Origin of the sequence: Kribbella sp. NBC_00889, from assembly GCF_045207705.1 — a bacterium.
In the GTDB taxonomy this organism is placed as follows: domain Bacteria; phylum Actinomycetota; class Actinomycetes; order Propionibacteriales; family Kribbellaceae; genus Kribbella.
The window spans coordinates 2,130,720-2,157,543 of record NZ_CP108783.1 but is presented as its reverse complement, the minus strand read 5'-3'; the positions used below and the strand labels follow the sequence as shown (position 1 = coordinate 2,157,543).

General features: G+C 69.7%; 18 protein-coding genes. 10 read left to right on the top strand and 8 right to left on the bottom strand.

Annotation, left to right across the window (positions count from 1 at the left end):
- Position 1 precedes the first annotated feature (1 nt).
- Complete coding sequence (locus OG817_RS10480) at positions 2 to 820, top strand: LLM class flavin-dependent oxidoreductase (protein ID WP_406053550.1); 819 nt, start codon at positions 2 to 4, stop codon at positions 818 to 820.
- 29 nt (positions 821 to 849) lie between these two features.
- Here OG817_RS10480 and OG817_RS10475 read toward each other — a convergent pair whose 3' ends face one another.
- Complete coding sequence (locus OG817_RS10475) at positions 850 to 4,275, bottom strand: error-prone DNA polymerase (protein WP_406053548.1); 3,426 nt, start codon at positions 4,273 to 4,275, stop codon at positions 850 to 852.
- A 63-nt stretch (positions 4,276 to 4,338) separates the two neighbouring features.
- Here OG817_RS10475 and OG817_RS10470 point away from each other — a divergent pair, with 63 nt between their 5' ends.
- Together OG817_RS10470 and OG817_RS10465 are read left to right on the top strand one after the other, a co-directional pair.
- Positions 4,339 to 4,674 carry a hypothetical protein gene (locus OG817_RS10470; protein WP_131353872.1) on the top strand — a complete coding sequence of 112 codons (336 nt, stop codon included), beginning with the start codon at positions 4,339 to 4,341 and terminating at the stop codon, positions 4,672 to 4,674.
- 22 nt (positions 4,675 to 4,696) lie between these two features.
- Positions 4,697 to 5,470: an inositol monophosphatase family protein gene (locus OG817_RS10465; protein ID WP_406053546.1), complete on the top strand. Its 774-nt coding sequence runs from the start codon at positions 4,697 to 4,699 to the stop codon at positions 5,468 to 5,470.
- Between the two features lie 10 nt (positions 5,471 to 5,480).
- On the opposite strand, the gene OG817_RS10460 is transcribed toward OG817_RS10465, so the two are convergent.
- The gene (locus tag OG817_RS10460; protein WP_406053544.1) at positions 5,481 to 6,203 is read right to left on the bottom strand and encodes a type 1 glutamine amidotransferase; all 723 of its coding nucleotides are present in this window, start codon (positions 6,201 to 6,203) and stop codon (positions 5,481 to 5,483) included.
- A gap of 60 nt (positions 6,204 to 6,263) precedes the next feature.
- On the opposite strand from OG817_RS10460, the gene speB reads away from it, so the two are divergent.
- The 5 genes from speB (at position 6,264) to OG817_RS10435 (ending at position 12,920) form a co-directional block, all read left to right on the top strand.
- Positions 6,264 to 7,289 carry an agmatinase gene (speB, locus tag OG817_RS10455; RefSeq protein ID WP_396393350.1) on the top strand — a complete coding sequence of 342 codons (1,026 nt, stop codon included), beginning with the start codon at positions 6,264 to 6,266 and terminating at the stop codon, positions 7,287 to 7,289.
- Between the two features lie 75 nt (positions 7,290 to 7,364).
- Positions 7,365 to 8,819: an amino acid permease gene (locus OG817_RS10450; RefSeq protein WP_406053541.1), complete on the top strand. Its 1,455-nt coding sequence runs from the start codon at positions 7,365 to 7,367 to the stop codon at positions 8,817 to 8,819.
- Complete coding sequence (locus tag OG817_RS10445) at positions 8,816 to 9,736, top strand: universal stress protein (RefSeq protein WP_406053539.1); 921 nt, start codon at positions 8,816 to 8,818, stop codon at positions 9,734 to 9,736. Before OG817_RS10450 ends, OG817_RS10445 begins: the two co-directional genes overlap by 4 nt.
- A gap of 2 nt (positions 9,737 to 9,738) precedes the next feature.
- Positions 9,739 to 11,004: a diaminopimelate decarboxylase gene (lysA, locus tag OG817_RS10440; RefSeq protein ID WP_406053537.1), complete on the top strand. Its 1,266-nt coding sequence runs from the start codon at positions 9,739 to 9,741 to the stop codon at positions 11,002 to 11,004.
- A complete protein-coding gene (locus OG817_RS10435; protein ID WP_406053535.1) occupies positions 11,004 to 12,920 on the top strand; it encodes a primary-amine oxidase in 1,917 nt (638 codons plus the stop codon). The genes lysA and OG817_RS10435 overlap by 1 nt, the downstream gene beginning before the upstream one ends.
- Here OG817_RS10435 and OG817_RS10430 read toward each other — a convergent pair.
- Both OG817_RS10430 and OG817_RS10425 read right to left on the bottom strand, forming a co-directional pair.
- Positions 12,917 to 15,034 (bottom strand): transglycosylase domain-containing protein, encoded by a 2,118-nt coding sequence (locus tag OG817_RS10430; protein WP_406053533.1) that lies wholly within the window; start codon positions 15,032 to 15,034, stop codon positions 12,917 to 12,919. The genes OG817_RS10435 and OG817_RS10430 overlap by 4 nt on opposite strands.
- 9 nt (positions 15,035 to 15,043) lie before the next feature.
- Positions 15,044 to 20,560, bottom strand: coding sequence for a carboxyl transferase domain-containing protein (locus OG817_RS10425; protein ID WP_406053531.1), 5,517 nt, complete (start codon positions 20,558 to 20,560; stop codon positions 15,044 to 15,046).
- A 194-nt stretch (positions 20,561 to 20,754) separates the two neighbouring features.
- On the opposite strand from OG817_RS10425, the gene OG817_RS10420 reads away from it, so the two are divergent.
- A complete protein-coding gene (locus tag OG817_RS10420) occupies positions 20,755 to 22,110 on the top strand; it encodes an FAD-binding oxidoreductase (RefSeq protein WP_406053529.1) in 1,356 nt (451 codons plus the stop codon).
- On the opposite strand, the gene OG817_RS10415 is transcribed toward OG817_RS10420, so the two are convergent.
- Positions 22,107 to 22,955: an NAD-dependent epimerase/dehydratase family protein gene (locus OG817_RS10415; protein WP_396393342.1), complete on the bottom strand. Its 849-nt coding sequence runs from the start codon at positions 22,953 to 22,955 to the stop codon at positions 22,107 to 22,109. The two genes, OG817_RS10420 and OG817_RS10415, sit on opposite strands and share 4 nt — an antisense overlap.
- Before the next feature lie 107 nt (positions 22,956 to 23,062).
- On the opposite strand from OG817_RS10415, the gene OG817_RS10410 reads away from it, so the two are divergent.
- On the top strand, positions 23,063 to 24,223 hold the full coding sequence (locus tag OG817_RS10410) for a pyridoxal phosphate-dependent aminotransferase (protein WP_406053527.1): 1,161 nt from the start codon (positions 23,063 to 23,065) through the stop codon (positions 24,221 to 24,223).
- Here OG817_RS10410 and OG817_RS10405 read toward each other — a convergent pair.
- Genes OG817_RS10405 through OG817_RS10395 form a run of 3 tightly spaced genes read right to left on the bottom strand, consistent with a single transcriptional unit; the run spans position 24,213 to position 26,820 of the window.
- Positions 24,213 to 25,388: a DegT/DnrJ/EryC1/StrS family aminotransferase gene (locus OG817_RS10405; protein ID WP_406053525.1), complete on the bottom strand. Its 1,176-nt coding sequence runs from the start codon at positions 25,386 to 25,388 to the stop codon at positions 24,213 to 24,215. The genes OG817_RS10410 and OG817_RS10405 overlap by 11 nt on opposite strands.
- A complete protein-coding gene (locus OG817_RS10400) occupies positions 25,385 to 26,140 on the bottom strand; it encodes an amidohydrolase family protein (protein ID WP_406053523.1) in 756 nt (251 codons plus the stop codon). The genes OG817_RS10405 and OG817_RS10400 overlap by 4 nt, the downstream gene beginning before the upstream one ends.
- Entirely contained in the window at positions 26,137 to 26,820 is a 684-nt protein-coding gene (locus OG817_RS10395; RefSeq protein WP_406053521.1) for an amidohydrolase family protein, read from the bottom strand. Before OG817_RS10395 ends, OG817_RS10400 begins: the two co-directional genes overlap by 4 nt.
- Between the last annotated feature and the right edge of the window lie 4 nt (positions 26,821 to 26,824).

Sequence of the window (26,824 nt, the reverse complement as noted above, 5' to 3'; positions counted from 1 at the left end):
AATGAGATACGGACTGATTCTTCCGGGTGGGTCGGCGGTCGAGCAGCTCGAGCAGGCGGTCGCTGCGGAGGCGGCAGGCTGGGACGGGGTGTTCGTCTGGGAGGCGGCGTACGGAGTCGACGCTTGGGGGCTGCTGACAGCGATCGCGGCCAGGACGAGCCGGATCCGGCTCGGCACGATGCTGACGCCGCTGCCGTGGCGACGGCCGTGGAAGGTCGCGAGCCAGGTCGCCACGCTGGACCAGGTGTCATCGGGCCGCGCGACCCTGGCGGTCGGGGTCGGCGCCGTCGAGACCGACCTGCCACGAACCGGCGAGGAGCTGGACCTGCGGACCCGGGCGGCCAAGATGGACGAGGGCATCGACCTGATCCGCGAACTCTGGGCCGGGCGATCCACCTATCACGGTGAGCACTACGACTACGAGTGCGCCCGCGACGACCTCGCGCAGGTCGGACGGCCGGTGCAGGAGCGGATCCCGATCTGGGTCGTCGGCGTCTGGCCGAGACCCAAGTCGATGCGCCGCGTCCTGCGCTGCGACGGCGTACTGCCGCAGTTCCAGTCAGGCCAGGACTCGCCAGACGAGCTGCGGCAGGTCCGCTCCTGGCTCACCGCCCAAGGCGGCTCACCAGACCTGGACGTCATCGCCGAAGGCGAAACCCCAGCCGACGACCCTGCCGCCGCGTCCGCCTTGGTCAAGCCCTGGGCCGACGCAGGAGCCACCTGGTGGCTGGAAACCCGCTGGGAAATGCCCCACCACTCCCCCGAACGCATGCACCAGGTCCACACCCGAATCACCGCCGGCCCGCCGACCGAACGCTGAGTCCGCCGTACGCCGGGGTGCGGAGCAGATCAGCGGAAGTCGCGGGAGGGGGTTTTGGCCGCTAGAGGGAGGCGTTGGAGGTGGTCGGCGGAGAGGTTGGTGACTTCGCCGGCTCGTTCTACGCGGCCTCGGATGATGAGGGCTCCGGCGGTGCGGGCGACGGTGGCGTGGCGGTGCCAGCAGCCGACGGTGATGACGATGTTGGCCATGCCGGTCTCGTCCTCGAGGTTCATGAAGGTGACACCGGAGGCGGTCGCCGGGCGCTGGCGATGGGTGACCACGCCGGCGACCCGGACCCGGGCGCCGTTCGGGACTTCGCGGAGCTGGGCCGCGGACAGGATGCCCTCGGCACGGAGTCGCTCCCGGACGCGCTGCATCGGGTGACTGGTGGTGGTGATCGAGGTGGACCACAGATCCGCCATGTCGGCCTCGATGTCGCTCATCCCGGGCAGGGTCGGCGGTGGCCCGGCGGCGGTGATCCCGGCGAGCTGGCCCGGCCGCTCCTCGGCGGCACGACCGGCCTCCCACAACGCCTGCCGGCGATCGAGGCCGAAGCAGTCGAACGCCCCGGCCGTGGCGAGCGCCTCGACCTGCGCGGCGGTGATCCCGGTCCGCCGGACGAGGTCGGCCATCTCCGTGAAAGGCCCACCGCGCTCGCGTTCCTCGACGATCAGCTTCGCGCCCTTGTCGCCGATCGTGCGCACCTCGGACAATCCGAGCCGGACCGAGAACACGCCGTCGCGGCGGTGCCTGGTGGTGTCGGACGGCGCCTTCGGATCGAACGGGCCGACCAGCGGCTGCGGATCGTTCAGACAGGCGTCCGATCCCGTCGGGCCGGTGAGCTCCTGACCGTCGACCAGTTGCTCGAGCCCGGCGTCCACCCCCGACAGGTGCAGGTGCGGACGGCGTACCTCGACGCCGTGGCGGCGGGCGTCGGCGACCAGGGACTGGGGTGAGTAGAAACCCATCGGCTGGGCCCGCAGCAGGGCGGCCAGGAACGCGGCCGGGTAGTGCAGCCGCAGCCACGTGCTGGAGTAGACCAGCAGGGCGAAGCTGATCGAGTGGGACTCGGCGAACCCGAAGTTCGCGAAGGCCTCGATCTTGTCGTAGATCTCGTCGGCCAGGTCACCGGTGATCCCGTTGCGCGCCATCCCGGCGTACAGCTTGTCCTTCAGCGACGAGATCTTCTCGATACCGCGCTTGGACCCCATCGCCCGGCGCAGCAGGTCGGCCTCGTCGCCGTCGATCTCGCCGACCGCCATCGCCATCTGCATCAACTGCTCCTGGAACAGCGGCACGCCCATGGTCCGCTCCAGCACCGGCCGCAGCTTCGGGTGCAGGTAGGTGATCGGCTCCTCACCGGTCCGGCGGCGGATGTACGGATGAACCGCACCACCCTGGATCGGGCCGGGCCGGATCAGCGCGATCTCGGTGACCAGGTCGTAGAACCGGCGCGGCTTCAGCCGCGGCAGCGTCGCCATCTGCGCCCGCGACTCGACCTGGAACACGCCCACCGAGTCCGCGCGGCACAGCTGGTCGTAGACGCCCGCCTCCTCCTTGGGGATCGTGTGCAGCAGCCACGACTCCCCGATGTGCTCGCGGACCAGCTCCATGCAGTACTGCAACGCGGCCAGCATCCCCAGCCCGAGCAGGTCGAACTTCACCAGCCCCATCCACGCGCAGTCGTCCTTGTCCCACTGCAGGACAGTGCGGTTCTCCATCCGGGCGTGCTCGATCGGCACCACCTCTCCCACCGGCCGCTCGGTCAGCACCATCCCGCCGGAGTGGATGCCCAGGTGCCGCGGGAACTTCAGCAGCTCGGTCGCCATCGCCACCACCTTCGGCGGGATGTCGTGCTCGGTCGAGGTGATCTCCGGGCTCCAGCCGTCCACCTGCTTCGACCAGGCGTCCTGCTGACCGACCGAGTACCCCAGTGCCTTGGCCATGTCCCGGACGGCGGACTTCGGCCGGTACGAGATCACGTTCGCCACCTGGGCGGCGTTGCGGCGCCCGTACTTGCGGTAGACGTGCTGGATCACCTCCTCGCGGCGGTCGGAGTCGAAGTCGACGTCGATGTCCGGCTCCTCGGTCCGGGTGGTGGCGAGGAAGCGCTCGAACGGCAGGTCGTAGAGGATGCTGTCCACCGCGGTGATCCCGAGCGCGTAGCAGACCGCCGAGTTCGCCGCCGAGCCGCGGCCCTGGCAGAGGATGCCGTTGTCGTGCGCGTACCGGACGATGTCCTCGACGATCAGGAAGTACCCCGGGAACTCCTTCTCCTCGATGACCGCCAGCTCACGCTCCAGCCGCTCGTAGGCGTCCGGCCGCTGCCCGCGGGTCCCGTACCGCTTGGCGGCACCGTCGAAGGTGAGGTGCCGCAACCACGACATCGGCGTCTCCCCCTCCGGTACGTCGCGCAGCGGCAGCTTGGGTTTCGCCCGGGCCAGGTCGAAGGCGAGCTGGTCGGCCAGTGTCACCGATCGCGCCACGGCCCCGTCGTACCGGCGGAACCGGAACGCCATCTCCTCCCCCGAGCGCAGGAACGCCATCCCGCTCGGCGGCAGCCAGCCGTCCATCGTGTCCAGGTCCCGCCGGGCCCGGACCGCGGCCAGTGCGGCGGCCAGCTTGTGCTGCGCCGGGGTGGCGTAGTGAACGTTGTTCGTGGCAACTACCGGGAGGCCTCGGTCGGCCGCCAGCCCGGCCAGGATCCGGTTCCGGGTCGTGTCGGCCGGAAGGTGGTGGTCGATCAACTCGACCACCACCCGGTCCTTGCCGAACAACCCGGTCAGCCGGTCCAGCTCACGCCCCGCGGCGGCCGGGCCGTCGGCGTGCCCGCCGAGCTCCAGCGCCTGCCGGACCAGCCCCTTGCGGCAGCCGGTCAGGATCAGCCAGTGGTCACGCCCCTCCGCGGCCAGCCTCTCCAGGTCGTAGACCGGCTTGCCCTTCTCACCGCCGGCCAGTTGTGCCTCGGTGATCTCGCCGGCCAGCTTGTGATAGCCCTCCTGTCCCTCCGCCAGCACCAGCAGGTGACTGCCCTCGGGATCGGCCACGCCGTTCTGCGGGCCGGTCAGGCCGAGCGACAGCTCCGCTCCGAACACGGTCGGCATGGTGTACGCCGCTGCCGCCTCGGCGAACCGGGCCGCGCCGTAGAACCCGTCGTGATCGGTCAGCGCCAGCGCGTGCAGCCCCTGCCGGACCGCGGCCTCGACCAGGTCCTCCGGCTGGGAAGCACCGTCCAGGAAGGAGAAGTTGGAATGCGCGTGAAGCTCCGCGTAAGGCACCGCGTGCTCCGGGCGACGGACGGTGTCAGGCACATACGGACCGCGGTGCTGCGACCACGCCGGGCTGTCGCCGCCGTCGCCCGTCACCGGCCGCCCGCCGTGACTGCCCGGCCGGGACCGGTCCGACAGCTTCCGCTCCAGCTCCGACCACTTGATCGGCGGATTGTTGTAGCCCATCACACACCCTCCTATCAGGATCAAGACTAGAACATATGTTCGAAGAGGCGGTAATCTGAAACCATGCTTGGTCGGTTCACGGTTCGCCCGGCCGACGACGGATCGAACGGATTCGGCGTCTGGGACGGTGCGGTCAACGGGTGGCGTGCGATGGGTATCGACAGCGAGACGGAGGCCCACCGGATAGCCAGCGATCTCGACGTCCAGTACGACGCTCACGGCCCACGTCCGGCGGACGCCGTACGGCGGGTGGACCCGGCCCAACCGGTCCAGCGCGCCGAGTGGCAGGACGGCGAGCTCGACGTCTGGATCCGCGACAACGGCGAGTGGCTCGGCCGGGTCTGCGACAAGGACGGCCACATCACCTGGATCCCCGGCACCGACCTCCGCCCGTTGTAGGCAGTCGGGTTGGATGGGCGGCATGAGCACTCAGACCGACGCGGAGGTGGCGATCCGGGCGGCCGAGGCCGGCGCCGCGGTCGTCCGCGCCAAGTACGGCGTACCGCTGGCCAGGTACGACAAGTCGCCCACCGACTTCGCCACCGAGGCGGATCTCGAGGCGGAGCGGGCGATCCTCGACGTCCTGCGCACCGCGCGGCCCGGCGACGCGGTGATCGGCGAGGAGTACGGCGCCGACGGTCGGGCGGCCCGGACCTGGCTGGTGGATCCGCTCTGCGGCACCCTCAACTTCGCCGCCGAGACACCGCTGTTCTCGGTGAACGTCGCCCTCCAGGGACCGGGTGTCGCCGCCGTCGCGCAGCCGCTCGCGGGTGAGGTGTTCTGGACCGACGGGACGACCGCCGCGGTGCGCCGCGACGGTGCCGACTCGCCGGCAACACCGTCGGCGACCTCGCTCCTGGTCGACGTCGATGTCGACGATCCGCCCGGGGGCGACTTCATCGGCGCCCGGATCCTGACCGACCCGACCCTCCTGGCGACCTTCGGGCTTCGGGTGTCGTCGACCACCCTCGCGCTCGCCTGGGTGGCTGTGGGTCGCCGGGCCGGTTACATCACCAACGGCTCGCTGGTCGACAGCGTGCACTTCACCGCCGGCATCCAGCTGTGCCAGGCGGCCGGCTGCGTCGTCACCGACTTCCGCGGGCAACCGGTGCACACCGGCCCTGGCCTGGTCGTCGCAGCGGACACCGCAACCCACGATCGTCTGCTGGAGGTCGTTTCCCGCTGCTTGAGGTAGCCGATCGGTGTCAGCGGGCCGGCTCGCGCGAACCGGTGGCCAGGGCGGCGAAGGCGAGAGCGAGCGGACGCCATGCGGCGTACATCTCGGTCTCGGCCGCGCGGATCTCGGCCAGCCCGCGCTCCATCTCCGGACGAGCGGTGCCGGCCCTGCACTGCGCCTCGTACCACCCCTTGACGATCCCGTACGACGCCTCCGGGTGCCACTGAACGCCCCACACCGATCGACCGATCCGGAACGCCAGCAGATCGCCGTCATCGCTTCCGGCCAGTTCGATCGCGCTGGGTGGCGGTACGGCCACGGTGTCGGCGTTCCACGCCACCGCGGGCGGTCCGGCCGGGCCTGGATCGAACACTGGACCGAGCACTGGATCCATGGCGGCTTCGGCGGTCCAGACCGGCCGGAGCACGCGGGAGTTCTGGCCGTGCGATCGGGAGATCACCTTGCCGCCCAAGGCGTCGGCGAGCAACTGGTGCCCGAGGCAGATGCCGAGCGTCGGCACCTCCTGTCGCACCGCGTCGGCGAGGAGCCTCTTGATCGGAGTCAGCCACGGCACCCGATCCGCGTCGTGCACGCCGGGCAGACCACCTAGCACGATCAATCCGGAGATCCCGTCCGCGTTCTTCGGCACGGGATCACCGCCGTACGCGCGGCAGACCCGAAACGGTGACAACCAGTCGGTGAGATGGCCCGGCGGGCAGAGTTCGTCCGGCTGCACGACGAGTAGATTCACGGCCGCCAGACTACGTCGCCGTTCGGTTGACATGTGGTGGCTGGATGCCAGACTCCGAGCATGACCCGCTACGGGCAGCAGTTCGGGCCGGACTTCACGTTTCTCGGGGTGCCGGCCTGTGATCTGGACGATCCGGCCTCGTACGCGGATGCGCAGGTGGTGATTCTCGGTGCGCCGTTCGACGGCGGCACGTCGCATCGGCCGGGTGCCCGGTTCGGGCCGATGGCGATCCGGATGCGGGACTACCTGGGCCACGACGGATCGCGGCCGAGTCTCGCGTTGCGCACCGACGGTCTGGTCGAGCTGAACGTCGTCGACGCCGGTGACGTCGAGATGTACTCCGGCGACATCGAGGTCGCGCTGCCCGCGCTCGAGGCGGCGGTCGAGACGGTGACCCGCTCAGGTGCGATCCCTGTCGTCCTCGGCGGCGACCACTCGATCGCGTTCCCGGACGCGAAGGGTGTCGCGAACGTCCTCGGCCACGGCCGGGTGTCGATGCTGCATTTCGACGCGCACGCCGACACCGGCGACATCGAGTTCGGGTCGCTGTGGGGCCACGGCCAGCCGATGCGCCGGCTGATCGAGTCCGGTGCGTTGCGCGGGGATCGCTTCCTGCAGATCGGGTTGCGCGGGTACTGGCCGCCGCCGGACACGCTGGACTGGATGGCCGAGCAGCGGATGCGCTCCTACGAGATGACCGAGATCGTGCATCGTGGCCTGGACGAGTGCCTGACCGAGGCGTTCGTGATCGCCACCGACGAGTGCGACGGAGTCTTCCTGTCCGTCGACATCGACGTCTGCGACCCCGGCCACGCGCCGGGCACCGGGACCCCCGAGCCCGGCGGCCTGACCGCTCGTCAGCTGCTCGACGCGGTACGCCGGATCTGCCTCGAACTGCCCGTGGCCGGGATGGACGTGGTGGAGGTGAGTCCGCCGTACGATCACGCCGACATCACCGCGGCGCTGGCGAATCGGGTGGTGCTCGAGGCGGTGTCGGCGATCGCTCGCAAGCGCCAGGACGAGCGCAATGGCACGCGGTGGGATCCTGCCCACCCGCTGTTGAGTGACCGGCCGGAGCCGGGCTGACCTGTTCCGTCGGCGAATTCCGAGTGCCACACTCCGGATTGGGGGTGGGGAGACCTCCCTCGAGGGGAGGGCATCATGGGGATGACGGTGCGGCAACTGTTCCGTCGCAAGCCGGTCCCGGAGATGGCGCAGGAGAGCGGCACCGACACCGGGAAGAGCGAACTCGCCCGGACGATCGGCTTGTTCCAGCTCTCCATGTTCGGCATCGGTGCCACCATCGGCACCGGCATCTTCTTCGTCCTCGCCCAGGCGGTGCCGGTCGCCGGACCGGCGGTGATCTGGTCGTTCGTGATCGCCGGTGTGGTCGCTGGACTGACCGCGATCTGTTACGCCGAGCTCGCCAGTGCGGTCCCGGTGTCGGGATCGTCGTACTCGTACGCCTACGCGACGCTCGGCGAGCTGCCGGCGATCGGGGTCGCCGCCTGCCTGCTGCTCGAGTACGGCGTGTCCGCGGCCGCGGTGGCCGTCGGCTGGTCGCAGTACCTGAACGAACTGTTCGACAACCTCTTCGGCTTCACCATCCCCGACAGCCTGTCGCAGGCGCCGGAGCAGGGCGGTGTGTTCAACCTGCCCGCGACGATCCTGGTGCTGCTCTGCACCCTGCTGCTGATCCGCGGCGCGAGCGAGTCGGCCACTACGAACGCCGTCATGGTGTGCATCAAGATCGGCGTCCTGCTGCTGTTCATCGTGCTCGGGCTGAGGGGCTGGGACGCGAACAACCTGTCCGACTTCGCCCCCTTCGGCATCAGCGGGATCACCTCCGCGGCCGGCATCATCTTCTTCTCCTACATCGGTCTGGACGCCGTCTCGACCGCGGGTGAGGAAGTGAAGAACCCGCGGCGGACGATGCCCTTGGCGATCCTGATCGCGCTCGTCACCGTCACCGGGCTCTACATCCTGGTCACCCTCGTCGCGGTCGCCGCCCAGCCGTCCGGCGAGTTCGAGAACCAGGAGGCCGGCCTGTCGGCGATCCTGGAGAAGGTGACCGGCGCGACCTGGCCGGCCACCGTACTCGCCGCCGGCGCGGTGATCTCGATCTTCAGCGTCACGTTGATCGTGATCTACGGCCAGACGCGGATCCTGTTCGCGATGGCGCGCGACGGGATGATCCCGGAGCTGTTCCACAAGGTGAACCCACGCACCCACACGCCGGTGCCGAACACCATCATCGTGGCCGTGCTGATCGCCCTGCTGGCCGGGCTGATCCCGATCAACTTCCTGGCCGAGATGACCAGCATCGGCACCCTCGTCGCGTTCCTGGTCGTGTCGATCGGAGTGATGGTGCTGCGGCGGACCCATCCCGAGCTGCCGCGCGGATTCAAGGTGCCGGGCTATCCGGTCACACCGATCCTGTCGATCCTCGGCTGCCTGTGGATCATCAAGGACCTGCGCGCGGTCACCATCTGGGTGTTCCTGATCTGGCTCGCCGTGGCAATGGCCTGGTACTTCATCTACGGCTTCAAGCACTCACACCTCGGCAGGCACGAGCACGTCGGGCTGATCCACGACGACGACGGGCCGACGCCATGACGATGATCGTCGGCTACGCCTCGGACGAGCGCGGGAAGGCGGCGCTCCACCTCGCGGCGATGCTGGCCCGGTCCGCGCACGACGACCTGATCGTCTGCACCGTCGTACCGGCGCCGTGGACGCCTGGGATGGCGCGAGTGGACGCGGAGTACCAGAACTACCTCGCGCAGACCGCGGACCAGGCGCTCGAGCGGGCCCGGAACTACCTGCCGGGTGACGTGCCGGCGACGTACGTCCGGTACAGCGCCCGGTCGGCGCCGGCCGGTCTGCTCGAGGTGGCCGCGCAGAACGACGCCCGGCTGATCGTGCTCGGGTCGTCGTCGGCCGGCGCGTTCGGCCACATCTCGCTCGGCAGCGTCACCGACCGGCTGCTGCACAGCTCGCATGTCTCGATCGCCCTGGCCACGCGGGGATTCCGCTGCCCGGGGGATGCCAGCGTCCAGCGGGTGACCGCGGCCTTCGGCGGCACCGAGAGCGCGGAGGAGCTGGTCCTCGCTGCGGCAGCGGTCAGCGCCGACGCGGGTGCTTCGCTGCGGATCGCCACGTTCGCGGTGTGGTCCCGTCCGGCGTACACCACTCGGCTCGGCACCGACTCCGAGGACCTGGTGATGGACGAGTGGCGGGCGGAGGTGGAGAAGACCGTCGCCGCCACGCTGACCCAGGTGAAACACCTGCCGCACGGGCCGCGAACGGTCGAGACGGTGATCGGCTCCGGTGCGAACTGGGCCGAGGCGATCGACGACATCGGTTGGGAGCCCGGCGACATCCTCGTGGTCGGGTCGAGCGAGCTCGGGCCGGTAGCGCGGGTGTTCCTCGGCTCGCGGGCGACCAAGATCCTTCGGCACTCCCCCGTCCCGGTCCTCGTCGTACCGCGCAACCGGGCCGAGGAGCTGGCCGGACGCGCCGCTGAGAACTGACCATGCACCAGGCCGACCGGAGCGACCTGCTCTCGCTCTTCCCGGCCGGCAGCGGCCTGACCGGCGACGGCATGCTGGTCGTCGCCGGCTGCCGTGCGGACGACCTGGCCGCCGCGTTCGGTACGCCGGTCCTGGTCGTCGCCGAGGACGCCCTTCGCTCCCGCGCCCGCGAGTACCGCGAAGAGCTGTCCGCCCGCTGGCCGGACTCCCGCGTGGTCTTCGCGTCCAAGGCCTTCCCCTGTACGGCGGTCCAGCGGGTGATGGTCGAGGAAGGACTCGGCCTGGACGTCGCCGGCGGTGGCGAGATCCTGACCGCACTGAAAGCCGGTGTCGATCCCGGCCTGATCGTCCTGCACGGCAACGCCAAGAGCGACGAGGAGATCGCGCTGGCTGTCGAACACGGCATCGGCCTGGTCGTGGTCGACAACGCCGACGACGTCGACCGGCTGGAAGCGACCGGCCGCACCCAGGACGTCTTGGTACGCATCATCCCCGGTGTCACCGCCGATACCCACAGCCATGTGCTGACCGGTCACGAGGGCTCGAAGTTCGGCCTCGCCCCACCCGACGCGGCCCGGTTGATCCAGCGCATCGAACGCAGCCCGCGGCTGCGGATGCGCGGTCTGCACGTCCACGTCGGCTCGCAGATCCTCGATGTCGAGCCGTTCGCGGAGTCGGTGGAGCCGCTCGCGCAACTCGGCGAGTTCGAGGTGTACGACCTGGGCGGCGGCCTCGGCGCCCGCTACACCTGGTCCGACGAGCCGCCCACGGTGGCGGCGTACCTCGATGCTCTGATCGGCGCGGCGAAGCAGCACCTGCCCGCATCCGCGCACCTCATCATCGAACCTGGACGCAGCATGGTCTGTACGGCGGCGACCACGATCTACCGGGTCACCACGGTCAAGCGCGGTGCGATCACCTTCGTCGCGGTGGACGGCGGGATGGGCGACAACCTGGAGGTCGCGTTGTTCGAGCAGCGGTTCGAGGCCGGCATCGTCGGACGGTTCGAGGGTCCCGGGCTGGAGACCGTGACCGTGGTCGGGCGGCACTGCGAGAGCGGCGACGTCCTCGTCGACGGCGTACCGCTGGCGGGGCCGGCTGTGGGTGATCTGCTCGCCGTTCCCGCGACCGGGGCGTACTGCTACACGATGGCGAACAACTACAACGGCAATCGCCGGATCCCGGTGGTCTTCGCAACCGGCGGCCGAGCCCGGCTTGTCGTACGACGGGAGTCCTGGGACGACCTGATGGCCCGGGACGTGGACTGATGGCGACCCATCCGCTCGAACCGCTGGACGAGGACGAGTTCCGGCAGACCGCTGCGATCCTGCGCAGGGACCGGGAAGTCGGCGGGTCCTGGCGGTTCGCGGCGATCGAGCTGCTGGAGCCGGCCAAGTCCGCGGTCCGCGCTTGGCGTCCCGGCGACCCGGTACCGCGGACCGCGTTCGCCGTCCTGTGGAACCGGGCCGACAACCAGACCTGGGAAGGCGTCGTCGATCTGACCGGCGATCGGGTGGTGTCGTGGATCCAAGTCCCCGGCGTCACCCCCAACTTCACCGGCGACGAGTACCACGAGGTCGACGAGGCGATGCGCGCCCATCCGGACGTGATCGCCGCGCTGGCCGAACGCGGCATCACCGACCTGTCGCTGGTGATGATCGAGGTCTGGACGTACGGCAAGGCGCTGATGCCGGAGAAGTACCGCGACCGTCGGCTCGGCTGGTGCGACATCTGGTACCGCGAGACGCCCGACGGCAACCCGTACGCCCACCCGGTGTCGGGCCTCAAGGTCGTCGTCGACATGAACACGCTCGAGTTGCTCGAACTCGAGAACGACCACGACCACGGGCAGCCCGCGGTCGACGCGGAGTACGCGCCCGGACCGTGGACCGGCGTACTCCGCACCGACCTCAAGCCGCTGCACGTCACCCAGCCCGAGGGCGTCTCGTTCACCGTCGACGGCACCGAGCTGAAGTGGCAGAACTGGACCATGCGGCTGGGCTTCAACCACCGCGAGGGCCTGGTCATCCACCAGGTCACGTACGACGACCATGTCAACGGCCGCAGCGCCATCCGGGACATCGCCTACCGGATGTCGTTCGCCGAGATGGTGGTCCCGTACCGGGACGCGTCCTTCGACCACTACCGGCGTACGGCGTTCGACATCGGCGAATGGGGTCTCGGCTTCATGACCACCTCGCTCGGACTCGGCTGCGACTGCCTCGGCGAGATCGTCTACCTGGACGCCGTACTGCACGACACCCACGGTGAGCCGGTCACGATCAAGAACGCGATCTGCCTGCACGAGGAGGACAACGCCGTCTTGTGGAAGCACGTCGACCACACGACCGGTGCCGAGGTACGGCGGATGCGCCGGATGGTCGTGTCGTGTCACGCGACCGTGGCGAACTACGAGTACTTGATCTACTGGCGCTTCTATACCGACGGCAACATCGAGTGCGAGGTCCGGGCGACCGGGCTGATGGTCACTACGCCGTTCGCCGCGGACGGTACGCCGCCGGCCACCGGCACGGTCGTCGACAAGCAGACGTACGCACCGTTCCACCAGCACTTCCTGGTCGCGCGGCTCGACCTCGACGTGGACGGCGACGCGAACACCGTGCAGGAGGTCGACTCCCACGCCCTACCGGTGTCGGACGACAACCCGTACGGGCTGGCCGTCGTCACCGAGGCGACCCCGATCCGGTCCGAGTCCGACGCCGCCCGCGACTTCGACTGGGCGGCCCAGCGCACCTGGAAGGTGGTCAACCCGAACCGCGTGAACGCCCTCGGCACCAATCCGGCGTACAAACTGATCCCGAGCGCGTCGATCCCGGCACTGATGGACCCCGGTACGCCGCAGTACCTGCGGGCACCGGTGATAGGGCACACGCTATGGGTGACCCGGCAGCACGACGAGGAACGCTGGCCGTGCGGCGACTACCCGACTCAGTCGACGGTCGACGACGGGATGACGCGCTGGATCGCGGACGACGAAGCGCTGGAGAACACCGACGTCGTGCTCTGGTACGTGTTCGGCATCCACCACGTCACCCGGGTCGAGGACTGGCCGGTGATGCCGGTGGACACGATCGCCTTCTGGCTGAAGCCGTTCGGCTTCTTCGACCGCAACCCGGCGCTCGACGTCGCTCCCAGCAGCGAGCATCACGACGCAGGGCACTAGCGGCGCCCGTTGCCGCTGGCGTCCGGACCCCCGTTCTGGTCCGCCGGCTGGGGGGCACCCAGCATCTTGCGCGGTGGCGCCTTGAAGTGGCGCAGCGGCATGCCCTTCAAGGCGCCTTCCATCGCGGTCTGCCACAGCGGCCCGGCGGTGCCGGAGCCGGTCGGGTCGGAGATGTCCCGGCCGTCGAGGGTGTGGCGGTACATCAGGTTCGTGTAGGGAAGGTTCGCGTCCGCCACAACTGCGGCGCCGGCCAGGTTCGGCGCGTAACCGGCGTACCAGACGGCGAGGTTGTCCTGGATCGTGCCGGTCTTGCCGGCCAGGTCCCAGTTGCCGAAGTTCAGCCGGCCGCCGGTGCCGCCAGGCTCCATCACCGCACTGAGCACCCGGTTGACGCCGTCGGCGACCTGCGGGGAGAGCGCCTGGTTGCAGTCGATCTGCGGCGTGTCGATGTACTTGCCGGCCTTGTCCCGCACGGAGGCGACGACCAGCGGCTTGCAGTACTTGCCGCGGGCCGCGAACGTCGCGTAGGCGTTCGACAGCATCAGCGGGGTCACATAGCCGACGCCGAGCGTCATCGAGATGACCTGGTCGAGTGGATGCAGCGTCTGTGCGTTGTACATCCCGAGCTTGGTCGCGACCCGGGCGATCGGGCACAGCCCGACCCGCTGCGACAACTGCAGGAAGTAGGTGTTGGTCGAGAACCGCGCCGCGTCGACCATCGTGAGGTTGCCGCCGCGGGTCGAGTTCTGCGGGGTGTAGTCCGGGTCCCGGGTCCAGCCCGAGCAGGTGCGGAACCGCTTCCCGCTCAGGTTGATCTGCTGCGGGGAGTTGATCCGGTAGTTCAGCGGCACGCCTTTCTGGATCGCCGCCGCGATCGTGAACGCCTTCATCGTCGAGCCGTTCTGGAACCCGCCGAACCCGCCGGCGTAGGACTTCTCGACGTTGTAGTTGTAGTTCGTGTGGTTGCGGCCGTTGCCGTACGGCTTGCTCTGCACCATCGCCTTCACCAGGCCGCTACCCGGCTGGACGATCGTGATCGCCGCGATCGCGGTGTCGGTCGACTTGCTGTGCGCGGTGATCGACTTCTGCGCGGCCCGCTGGATCCGCGGGTCGATCGAGGTCCGGATCAGCAGCCCGCCGGTCTTCAGGTAGTGGTCGCGATCCTTGACCGTCACGCCGAGTGCCGGGTTGTCCAGCAGCTTCGAGACGACGTACTCGCAGTAGAAGGGGTAGCGGGAGCTGGCGCAGCCGTTCGGCACCGGCAGGACCCGCTTCAGGTTGATCACCGCGGTCTTCACCGCCGCGTTGGCCTGCCGAAGTGAAATCACCTTGAGCTCGAGCATCCGCTTCAGCACGACGTCGCGCCGCGCCTTCGCGCGCGCCAGGTCGTTGGTCGGGTCGTAGCCGGTCGGGTTCTTCACCAGGCCGGCCAGCATCGCGGCCTGGGGCAGGGTCAGCTTGTCGGCCGTGGTCCGGAAGTAGTGCTGTGCCGCGGCCTGGACGCCGTACGCGCCGTCGCCGAAGTTCACCAGGTTCAGGTACCGCTCCAGGATCTCGTCCTTGGACAGCTGGCTCTCGATCGCGATCGCGTACCGCAGCTCGGTCAGCTTGCGCTCGTAGGTGACCGCGGTGGCCCGCTGGCGTTCCTCGGCGGTCTTGGCCTTCTCGACCAGGCTGAGCTTCACGTACTGCTGGGTGATGCTCGACCCGCCCTGCTGGACCTCGCCCTCGGTCTGGTTGCGGACCATCGCCCGGATCGTGCCCTTCGCGTCCAGGGCCCCGTGGTCGTAGAACCGCGAGTCCTCGATCGCGACGATCGCCCGGCGCATGATCGGGCTGATCCGGCTCAGCGGCACCGGGATCCGGTTCTGCTCGTACAGCGTCGCGATCAGGCTGCCGTCCGAGGCGAGGATCCGGCTCCGCACCGCCACCGGATCGACCACGAGCTCCCGCGGCAGATCCTGCACCGACTTGGCCACCTGCTCGCTGCCCTGTCCGGCGAATCCGGCGAAGGGGATCGCCAGTCCGGCCGCCAACGCGCCGGACAGTACGCTCACGCCGATGAAAGTGATCAACGAGTGAGCCTTACTGCGACCGCCCCTCTCGGTCCGCATACCTCCAGGTTAGGTGAGTGGTCCAACTCCCGGTAGACCGGAGATGATTGCCTCGATCAACCGTGGGCGCAGTTCGTTCGCGGTGATCACCGCATCGACCGATCCGACCTCGACCGCGCGGTGGATGTTGTGCACGCGATCGAACCCGATCGCGACCTCCCCCAGCTTCTCCGCGCGTACGGCGGTGCGTACCTCAGCCAACTCGGTCGCGAGCGCGGCCCGCTCTGCCCCGGTCGCCTCGCCGACCCGCTCGGCCAGCGACGCGACTCGCTCGTCGGCTGCCGTTCGAGCGTCGACCTCACCGGCGAAGACGACAGCGGCCGCCGGCGCTCCGCCGATAACCGACGCGAACGAGCCGTCCACCGCCAGCACGGTCATCGACGGGTTGAGCGCCTTGGAGAAGACCACGAACGCTCCACCGTGGTAGCGCGACACCACGCAGAACACGATCGGGCCCTGGAAATTCACGATCGCGCGGCCGATCTCCGCGCCGTACTCGAGCTGGAGGTTCCGCATCGAGTCCGGCGAGCCGTCGAAGCCGGACAGGTTCGCCAGCACCACCAGCGGCCGGTTGCCGCTGGCCGCGTTGATCGCCCGGGCCGTCTTCTTCGACGAGAGCGGGAACAGCGTGCCTGCGGTGTAGGTGTCCGGCCCGTCGGTGGGCGGGAACCCGCGCCGCGGCACCGACTTGGACTCGATGCCGATCAGGCAGACCGGGTAACCACCCAGGCGCGCGTCCTGCACGACCGCGGTGTCGGCGTCGGCCATCCCGGCCCAGCGCTCCAGCACCGGATGATCCTGGTCCGTGACGGATCGCATCAGCGTGCGGATGTCGAACGCCTTCTTGCGGTCCGGGTTCGTCGCCACGGAGAAGATCTCGCCGACGGTCCGGAAGTCGCTGCCGGGCGCGCTGTGCGGGTACGTCGTGACATCGCGATCCAGCGGATCCGACGTCTCGGCCCGGCGCGGACCGATCTCCCCCGGGACGACGTACGAGTGGTCGTAGTGCGCCATCAGCACATCGCGGGCGCCCTTGAGGTCAGGAGCCCAGTACTGCGCCTGGCCGTTCGGACCCATCACCCGGTCGTAACCGCCGATGCCGAAGTTGTCCTCGGCCGAGACGCCACCGGCGAAGTCCAGCGTTTGCTTGCCGGTCAGCACCATCGCGCTGTCCGGCGTCATCACCAGGATGCCCTTGGTGTGCATCAGCATCGTGGCCTCGGCGTTCCAGTACGGCTGCGCGCCGACGTTGATGCCGGCCACGACGACGTTGATCTCGCCGCCGTCCTGGGTGAACTCGACGATCCGCTTCAGCGCCTTGGCGACCCAGTCCATGTTCTCGGTGCCGGAGTCCATCGAGATCCGGGCACCGGCCGACAGCGAGTACCACTCGACCGGCACATGCATCCGCTCGGCCAGGTCGAGGGCTGCGATGATCCGCGAGCACTCCCCCTCGGCGACCGCGCCGAGGGCCTTGGTCGGATCGCCGCTGAGCGCGACCCGGGTGATGCCTTCGGGGTGCCGGGTGGTCGGCGTACTGACGATGCCGAGGATGACGCCGGCCTTGTTCAGGCCGCGCGGGCGGTCCACCGGGACCAGGGCACCGCTGTCGTCGAGGTCGTACTCGACGAAGGAGCCGCCTGCACCGGCGACCATGCCGCTGACCTCGTACGGGTAGATCGTGTTGCGCCGACGCGACCGCTGCACCTTCTGGGCGTAGTCGTCCAGCGGCATCAGCCGTCCGGTCGGCGGCTGCTCGACCGAGGTGACGACACCCGCACCGGGCTGGTAGTAGAACCGCGCCGCCACCAGGTTGACGCTGCCGTCCGGCGCCGCGACCCGACCCTGGACCAGGACCTCCTCGATCCCGGCGCCCGCGGTCATCGGCGCGATGTTGCGCTGCAGCGCGGTGACTTCGTCGACCTGAGCCTCGACCACCGGCCAGATGTGCACCCAGACGTGGTTCATGTCGAGCTTGGCACCGGCCGCGCCGCGGTCGGTCCGGGCCCGGCGGATCGCCTCCAAGCAGTTCGCGATCGCCCGCTCCGCGTGCGGCAGCGAGGTCACCTGCCCGTCCTCGTCCCGCACGACGACGAACTGGCGAACCTGCGCGAGCGCGACCAGCCGCTGGTCGGCTTCGTTCTCCCGCGACACACAGTGGTACAGCAGTACGTCGTCCGGCCCGTCCAACCGGGTGATCCGGAAGTCCCGCAGCCGCCACAGGTTCAGCCGCCGGCCGACCATCGGGTGGACGCCACGGACGTTGTCGTCCTCGGCCACCGAACCGCCGGCCGGGCGATAGGTGAAGTACGACACCGGCCGCCCCTGACCCGGTGCGATCGCGACCGAGAACCGGCGTACCCGCTGGGCAACCGGCTGGTCGGCGACCATCCGGCGGTACAGGTCGGACGCCTCCTGCTGGGAGGCCGGCAGGTCCGGGCCGTACAGGTAGAGCTCGACCACGGCCTCGTGCCGGGGCGGGCGCGCGTCGATCTGCGCGGTCAGCACACGGGACAGGCCGCTGTCCGGGTCGGCCAGCTCGGCCACCGTGCCCACCGAGGTGACCAGATGACTCGGCCGGTCGTCGATCGTGTAGTCGGCGGTCGCGAACGGCCGACCGTCGACGGCGAACTCGCGCAGGTCGTGCAGTTCGTACTCGCGGTAGTGCCGACGGATCAGCACCTCGAGCATCGGCTCGCGCTCACCCCAGCCACGCTCCAGTCGCTGCGCCAGGAACCGGACGATCGGCTCGGGGATGGTGGCCAGCGCGTCGACCCGCTCCTTGCGGTCCGCTGCCTCCGGATCCGCCGCCAGCGCGGCGACCTCGTCGCCGACACCCTCCAGGACCGACGCCCGCTCCGCATCCACCTGCGGCTGGTCGAACCACCGGAACCGCACGCTCCGGGCCAGGTCGCCGATCACCGGGAACCGCAGCTGGGTCGCCAGCACCAGGCGGTCGAGCAGGTCGTGTGCGGACTCGTCGACCGGCGACACCGGCCGCGGCTCGGCGATCCAGCGCTGCAGCAGCGACGAGACCAGCAGCACGTCCGGAGTGGAGCGCTGCTGGGCCAGGAAGATCCGGAAGACGGCCTCCTCGAGCTCGGTACTGCGCTCCAGGTCGGTCACGCCGTACTGGCCGAGCACCCGGGTCAGCCGGGCGCGGAACTCGGCCGGCAGACCACCTCGGTCCGGATCCAGGCTCTGCAGGTAGGTGTGGAAGTGCTCGCGTGGGCTGTGCACCCGGTTCTCGGTGCTGATCTCCTCGCCGGCCGGCCGGTTGCGGCTCAGCTCGACGAAGTCCGCGAACACGCGCAGCAGGTCGATCTCGGCGACGACCGGAGGGTCCGCCAGCTCGGACCGCGCGGACAGGTAGTCGGCCAGCATGCCGCCCTCGTCCGACGGGTCGATGTCGAACCCGAGCAGCATGCTGCGCAGGTCGTCCAGACCCCGCTCGACCCGCTCGGCCGAAGACTTCTCCCCGGATCCGTTCGGCAGATCCAGCTGTACGCCGTTGTCCGTCGGAGCAGCCGCCTCGGCCCCGGAGTCGTCAGCGACCGGCTCCAACCGCAGCAGGGGTGCACCGGTCTCGACCTGGCTGCCGGTGGCGACGAGCAGTTCCTTCACGGTCGCCTTGAACGGCGCGTAGAGCACCGTCTCCATCTTCATGCTCTCCAGCACGAGCACCGGCGCACCGGCCTCGATCTCGGCCCCGGTCTGCACCGGCGTCGCGACCACCAGAGCCGGCGCGGGAGAACGCAGTACGCCGCCTTCGTCGCGGCTGACCCGGTGGGTCACACCGTCCACCTCGATCAGGTGGACCGGACCGTGCGTCGCGGTGACGAGGCGGAACCGCTGCCCGCCGACCACGAGCCGGCTGGTGTAGTCGTCGAGCCGCTCCAGCTCGGCGTCCACCACCTTGAGGTGGTCGTTGCCGGTCCCGACACCGACCCGGAACCGGTCCGGCCCGATTCGCGCCACCGTCACCCGGTAGCTCGCCCCGCGCAGCTTCAGGTCGATCGCACGACCCACCTCGTGCTGAATCTGCGGACGACCGCCGTGCGCGGTCTCCAGCAACCGCACTCGCTCGACCTGCTCGGAGTCTTCGTACCCCTCGATCGCGGCCGCGACCAGAGCGACGCCCGAGTGCCGGTGCGAGACCAGCCGCCCCTCGCCGCGGACCCGATCGATCCAGCCGGTGTCGGCGCTGCCGTCGATCACCTCGGGCTGGTCCAGCAGTTCGAGGATGAAGCTCTTGTTGGTGGCGCCGCCCTCGATCAGCACCGTGGTCGCCCCGACCGCCCGGCGCAGCCGCGCCAGTGCCTCCTCGCGGGTCCGCCCGTAGCCGATGATCTTCGCGATCATCGAGTCGAAGTCGGCCGGAATGCTGTCACCGGCGCTCACACCGGTGTCGACCCGGATGCCGGGTCCGGACGGCAGGTCGAGTACGGCGATCCGCCCCGGCGACGGTGCGAAGTCGCGGTCCGGGTCCTCGGCGTTCAGGCGTGCCTCGACCGCGTGCCCGCTCTCGACCGGCTTCGTGCCCTCCAGCAGGCCGCCGTTCGCGACGTGCAACTGGGCCTTCACCAGGTCGAACCCGGTGGTCAACTCGGTGATCGGGTGCTCCACCTGGAGCCGGGTGTTCACCTCGAGGAACGCGAAGCTCTTCTCGCCGGGGTGATACAGGAACTCGACCGTCGCCGCACCGCGGTAGCCGACCGCGAGCGCGAGTCGCTCGGCGGAGGCCTTCAGGTCCTCGACCTGGCCGGCCGACAGCAGCGGTGAGGCGGACTCCTCGATCACCTTCTGGTTCCGGCGCTGCACGGAACAGTCCCGGACGCCGAGCGCCCACGCCGTCCCCTGGCCGTCAGCGATGACCTGCACCTCGACGTGGCGGGCGCCGGTGACCAGGCGCTCCAGGAACACCACGCCGCTGCCGAAGGCCCGCGCCGCCTCGTCGCTGGTCCGCGCGTACGCATCGGTGAGTTCGTCCGCCGACCGGACCACCCGGATGCCGCGGCCACCACCGCCGGCCGTTGCCTTGAGCATCAATGGGTAGCCGATCGTCCGGGCCGCCTGCAGCGCGGCCTCCAGCGACTCGACCGGGCCGCGGCTCCAGGGCGCGACCGGTACCCCGACCTCCTCGGCGATCAGCTTGGACCCGATCTTGTCGCCGAGCTTGCGCATCGCCTCGGCCGACGGCCCGATGAAGGTCACGCCGATCCGCTCGCACAGCTCCGCGAAGGCGGGGTCCTCGGCCACGAATCCCCAGCCGACCCAGGCCGCGTCGGCCTTCGTCTCGCGCAGCGCACGCTCGAGCACGGCGAGGTCCAGGTACGGGCGCGCCGACGCCGGCCCGAGCGGGTAGGTGATGTCGGCCTCGCGGACGAAGGTCGCGGTCCGCTCACCGTCGGTGAACAAGGCGACAGTCTCGATCGGGTCACCGCCCTCGGCGTTGACCTCGCGAACCGCGTTGATCAGCCGCATGGCGGCTTCACCCCGGTTCACCACTGCGATACGCTTGAACATCGACCGCCTCCGTGTCTCACCCTGTTGTCACAGTTGGGATCGCCAACCGCTGGCACAGGTTTTCAGCCTTGCCTGCCTACCGTCGAGTCGGCCCCCCATCCAAGCGTGTTTCCGCCATCTTCGGCGTGACCCCGCGCGTGCGGAAGACTGCGGGCCAAGGGTGGAGTCTCTGGAGGGGAGGCACTGTGTCGGGTGTGGATGAGTTGGTCGCGCGGCTGCGGGTCGAGGTCGGCGGGCCGGTCCTGGTTCCTGGTGACGAGGGGTTCGCGGAGGAGGTCGCCGGTTTCAACACGGCGGTTACGCACAGTCCGGCCGTCGCGGTCGGGATCACGTCGGAGGCGGACGCCGCAGCCGTCGTACGGGCGGCGGCGGACAGCGGTCTGCCGGTGCGGGTCCTCGCGACCGGGCACGGATCGCCCGCGGTCACCGATGGGGTCCTGGTCACCACGTCCCGGTTGACGGGCGTGACTGTCGATCCGGACCAGAAGGTCGCCCACATCGCCGCGGGTTCCCGGTGGGCGGAAGTCATCGCCGCGGCCGGACAGCACGGGCTCGCGCCGATCATCGGCGCCTCCGACGCGGTCGGGTGCATCGGCTACACCCTCGGCGGCGGCCTGGGTCCGCTGGCCCGGACCTTCGGCGTCTCGTCGGACTGGGCTCGCGGCTTCCGCGTCGTCACCGGCACCGGCGAGGTGGTGACGGCGAACGCGACCGAGCACCCCGACCTGTTCTGGGCGCTGCGCGGCGGCAAGGGCGGCCTCGGCCTGGTCACCGCGATGGACTTCGCGCTGGTCGAGTTGACCACGCTGTACGGCGGTTCGGTGTTCTTCGACGCTCCGGACATCGCCAGGGTGTTCATGACGTGGGCGAGCTGGACCAAGACGCTGCCCGAGACTGCGAACTCCTCGGTCGTGATCCTGCGGCTGCCGCCGCTGGAGTTCATCCCCGAGCCGTTGCGGGGCAAGACCGTCCTCAACGTCCGCTTCGCCTTCGTCGGCGACCCGTCCACAGGCGAGCGGCTCTTCCGACCGATCCGCGACGCCGGTACGACGATCGTCGACTCCGTCGGCGAGATGCCGGCCACCGACATCGCGCTCATTCACAACGATCCCAAGGGCCCGACGGCCGCGTGGGACCAAGGTGTGTTGCTCCGTGACATCGACGCCGGTTTCGCCTCCGCGTTCCTCGAGGTCGTCGGGCCGGATCAGCAGGTCCCACTCGTCGCGGCGGAGATCCGGCATCTCGGCGGCGCGGCGCACCGCGACGTACCGGAAGGCAGTGCGGTGGGTGGACGCGGTGGCGCGTACAGCCTGGTGATGATCGGTGTCCCCGATCCGGGCTTGTTCGAGACGGTGCTGCCCGCTACGGCGGGTGGCGTGCTGGATCGGCTGTCGGCCTGGGTCTCCCCCGAGACCACCGTCAACTTCGCGGCCGGCTTCTCGCTGCCGGGCTCGTACGAGGCGGCGTGGCCGTCGGACACCTTCGCCCGGCTGGCCGACGTACGAGCGTCGTACGACCCGCAGAAGCTGTTCCCGTACGGGCCTGCCTAGTCGCGCCAGGAGTGCTGGGGTTCGTAGCCGAGCAGGCGGCGGGCCTTGTCGATGGACAGCAGGGTGTCGTTCGGGCCGAACGGGCGCTTGACGGGGACGCCGGGGAACACCTCGGCGAGGAGCTCCTCGTTCGGCCGCGACATCACCGTGTCGGCGTTGGCGACGATGAACACGTCGGTGCCGGTGATGTCGTAGTCGAGCGCGCGGCGGACGGCCTGCGCGCCGTCGCGGGCGTCGATGTAGCCCCAGAGGTTCCACTTGCGCGCCTGCGCGTCGGCGTCGAACGACGGAAACCGTGCATAGTCCTCGGGGTACATCACGTTCGAGAACCGCAGGCCGATCAGCTTCAGGTCCGGATGCCAGCGGCACAGTTGCCGGGCCAGCTCCTCCTCGAGCGTCTTCACCAGCGAGTACGTGCTGTTCGGCCGCGGCGGGTAGTCCTCGTCGACCGGCACGTACGGCGGGAACTCGTCGAACGGCAGGCCGAGCACGGTCTCGCTGGACGCCCAGACGATGTTGCGGACTCCTGCCCGCAAGGCGGCCGAGAACACGTTGTAGGTGGCCGTCATGTTGTTGTGGAAGGTCGCCGCGTTCGGCCGCAGTCCGGGCGCCGGTACGGCGGCCAGGTGAACGACGGCGTCGACGCCGTCGTGGCGGTCGTCGATTCCGGCGATCGCCTCGTAGGCCTGGCCGAAATCGGTCAGGTCGACCCGCGACGCCACGACACCGGTCCGCGCCGGCGGTGCCTGGTCCAGAGCGACCACGTCCCAGCCGTGGTCCAGCAGGTGATCGACCACCGCCCGGCCGAGTTTCCCGCTACTTCCGGTGACCGCTACCCGTGCCATCCGCACTCCTTCGAGTCGCTCGCTGACCCACCAACCCGATCATGGCACGCGTCTCACGACACAGGACCGTTGGCCAGGAAGTGGACACTCCGCCTAGGCTCGAAGGCGTGAAGCTTGCTGGGCGGATGAATCGACTGGGTACCGAATCGGCGTTCGAGGTGCTGGCCAAGGCGAAGGCCCTGGAGGCACGCGGCCGCGAGATCGTGCACCTCGAGATCGGCGAACCGGACTTCGACACCCCGGAGCACGTCGTCGCCGCCGCGCAGCAGGCGCTGGACAAGGGCCACACGCACTACGTGCCGGCGCCGGGCATCCCCGAACTGCGCACCGCGGTCGCGGACTTCCTCGAGCGCACCGGCCGGCTGACCACGACGCCGGACAGGGTGCTCGTCACGCCGGGCGCCAAGCCCATCATGTTCTTCACGATCATGGCGCTGTGCGAGGAGGGCGACGAGGTCCTCTACCCGGACCCGGGCTTCCCGATGTACGCCTCGATCGCGGCGTTCGCCGGCGCGAAGCCGGTGCCGGTGCCGCTGCGCGAGGAGAACGGGTTCGTCATCGACCCCCAGGAGCTCGCGTCGCTGGTCACCGACCGGACCAAGCTGCTGATCCTCAACTCCCCGCACAACCCGTGCGGCAGCGCCTCGACCCCCGAACAGTTGGAGGCGATCGCCGAGATCGCGATCGCCAACGACCTCGTCGTACTCAGCGACGAGGTCTACTGGGCGCTGCGGTACGACGGGGACCACCACAGCGTGCTGGACGTCGACGGCATGGCCGAGCGGACCATCCTGCTCGACGGCTGGTCGAAGACGTTCGCGATGACCGGCTGGCGGCTCGGGTTCGGTGTGTTCCCGGAGCCACTGGTCGAGCCGGTGACCCGACTGCTGATCAACTCGGTGTCCTGTACGTCGGCCTTCAGCCAGTACGCCGCGATCGCGGCATTGGAAGGACCGTGGGACGACGTCGAACGGATGCTCGAGGCCTTCCGGGAACGCCGCGAGGTGATCGTCTCCGGGCTGAACGCCGTACCGGGTGTGTCGTGCGTCGAACCGGGTGGAGCGTTCTACGCGTTCCCGAACATCAGTGAGCTCGGGCTGTCCGCGGCGACGCTGGCCGATCGGCTGCTCGACGAGGCCGGCGTCGCCTGCCTGCCGGGCACATCCTTCGGGGCGTACGGCGAGGACCACCTGCGGTTCTCGTACGCGAACTCGGTCGAGAACATCCGGCGCGCCCTCGACGCGTTCGAGGCACTGGTCACGAGCTGACGAACGCCTGGTGGACTTTCGTCGCGGCGGTGACGATGTCAGACAGCTCCGCCTCGTCGGCCATCAACAGACTCTGACGGATCCACACGACCGTGTCCGCGGCCTCCTCCGCGACCGGGCACGGCTGCAGGTCGGAGTACGCCTGGAGTGCGCTCTCTCGGGACAGCGAGCGGTAGCCGGCATCCAGCGGAACACCTTCGGCCGCCATCGCCGCGAGGAAGTCGTCCTTGCCGTGCCCACCGAACGCGGCCGGGTCGTAGCGGACCAACCCGAGGTGATGGCTGCTCGCGGTAGTGCCCGGCGGCTCCGGCAGAACCTCCAGACCATCAACGCCGGCCAGCTCCCGGCGGAGGAACTCCACCGCGCGATGCCGGGTCTTGACCTGGTCGTCCAGTACGCCGAGTTGCGGCAGCAGCACGGCGGCCTGGAACTCGGTCATCCGCAGGTTCCACCCGACATCCGGATGTTCGTACCACCCGCCCTCGAGACTCCGGCCGACGTTGTGCAGCGCCCAGACCTTCCGGTACACGGCCTCGTCGTCGGTCACGATCAGCCCGCCCTCGCCGGCCGTCATCGCCTTGCTGGACTGGAAGCTGAAGCACGCGGCGTCACCCAGCGTCCCGACCGGCCGATCGCGCCAGGTCGCACCATGCGCCTGCGCCGCGTCCTCGACGATCGGTACGCCGTACTCCGTCAAGGCATCGACGTCCGCGGGGGCACCGGCCAGATGCACCGGCATGATCGCCTTGGTCCGCGGACTGATCAGCCGCCCGACCGCGGCCGGGTCGAGATGGAGTGTCTCCGGCGTGACATCGGCCAGTACCGGCCGCGCGCCGGCCAGCACCACCGCGGTCGCGCTCGCGACGAACGTGTAGGCGGGCACGATCACCTCGTCGTCCCGGCCGACCCCGAGGGCGCGCAGCGCGAGGAAGAGCGCGACCGTCCCGTTCACGACCGAGACGCCGTACCGCGCTCCGATCGACTGAGCGAAGGCGGTGGTGAACTCGGCCACCTTCTGACCGGAGGTCGCACCCCAGTCGCCGCTGTCCAGCACCTCGAGCAGGAGTTCGCGCTGCTCCGCGGTCGCGGGCGGCGGCCAACTCGGCCAGCCCGCGGTCCGGACCGGCGTACCGCCGTCAAGCGCCAAAGTCGTTGCCACTGTCATCGACATCCCTCCAGGAGCCGGGTCATCGTGCCGAACAGCAACAGATCGCGGTCGGCCTGATCGATCGGCGCGAGTTGCACCCGGCCGACCCCGACCCGCAGATCCAGGAACAGCGCGTCGGACCCGAAGACCATCCGGTCCGCGCCCACTGCATCCACCAGCCAGGCCACATGCCGCGCCGTGGTCCGGGACCCGCAGAGCTCCAACGTGACATTCGGGTACGTCGACGCCACCTCGGCCGCCGCCGGGAACCCGGCCGGCAACAGACCGGCGTGACCCATCAACAGCTTCACGGCCGGATGCCGTGCGGCAACGGCCGCGAAGTGCGCCGGACCGCACCACGGCGAACCGAACATGCCATGCGCGAGCACTACGCAGCCGCGCTCGGCCGCCAACTGGAAGGCGGGTTCGTACGCCGGGCCGTCGAGCGCGTGCTCATGCGTGTCCGGGTGCAGCTTCAGCCCGATCACACCTGGCGCGTCGAGCAGATCGGCCGTTCGTCGCGCCGCCTCGGGGTCGTGCGGGTCGTAGACGGCGTACCCGAGAAAGCGGCCTGGAAAGCGCTCGATCTCCTGGAGCAGCAGGGCGTTCCCGGCGCGAGAGTCCGGGCCGATCGCGAGCAGGTGCGAGACACACATCGTCGCGACGCCGCAGCCGTCCATCACCCGCACCAGGCTCTCGGTCGAACTGTCCGGGATCGCGAAGGCGAACCACGCCCCGAGATGACCGTGGGCGTCGATGATGCCCGTCATCCGACCAGGCCCAGGATGTTGCCGCTAGCAATCAGTCCGACCTCGTCCGCCGGCAGCTCCAGGTGGTCGAGCTGGAACCGCGGCCCCGCGTCGTCGGTCAGTGGCGCACCGGTCCCGAACAGCACCCGGTGGGCGCCGTACCGGCGTACGACCCATTCGACCGCGAGGTGACCGCACAACGTCGCCGTATCGACCCGCACCTCGGGATGCGCGTCCATCAGGTCGGCGAGCTCGCGCAACGCGCGGTAGCCGGTGTTGATCAGCACGATCCGCAGCGACGGCACCTCGGTCGCGAGCCGGTGGATCTCCCCCGGACCCACCGACTCCAGCGCCAGCAGTACCGAGACAGCGCCCTCGGCCAACTCCCGCGCCACCGCGATCCCGTGCGGCGCGGTCAGCAGGAACCGATGCTCGGCCGGGCACATCCGCACCACCCGAGCATCCGCCGGCACGCCGGTTCCCAACGGCCCGGGTACGACGACCGGCGCCCGGATCAGCCGTGGATCCGCCGGCAACTCGGCCACCACGGTCGGGTCGTAGTACAGGTCCTGCGAATGCACCACACACGCCGCGTCGATCGCCAACCGGTCGAGCTCGGCCAGCAGACCCGGCGCATCCGCACTCGGTACGTCGCCCGTCGGCACCGGACCGACGATGCGATTGACGTCGACAACTCTCATCCTG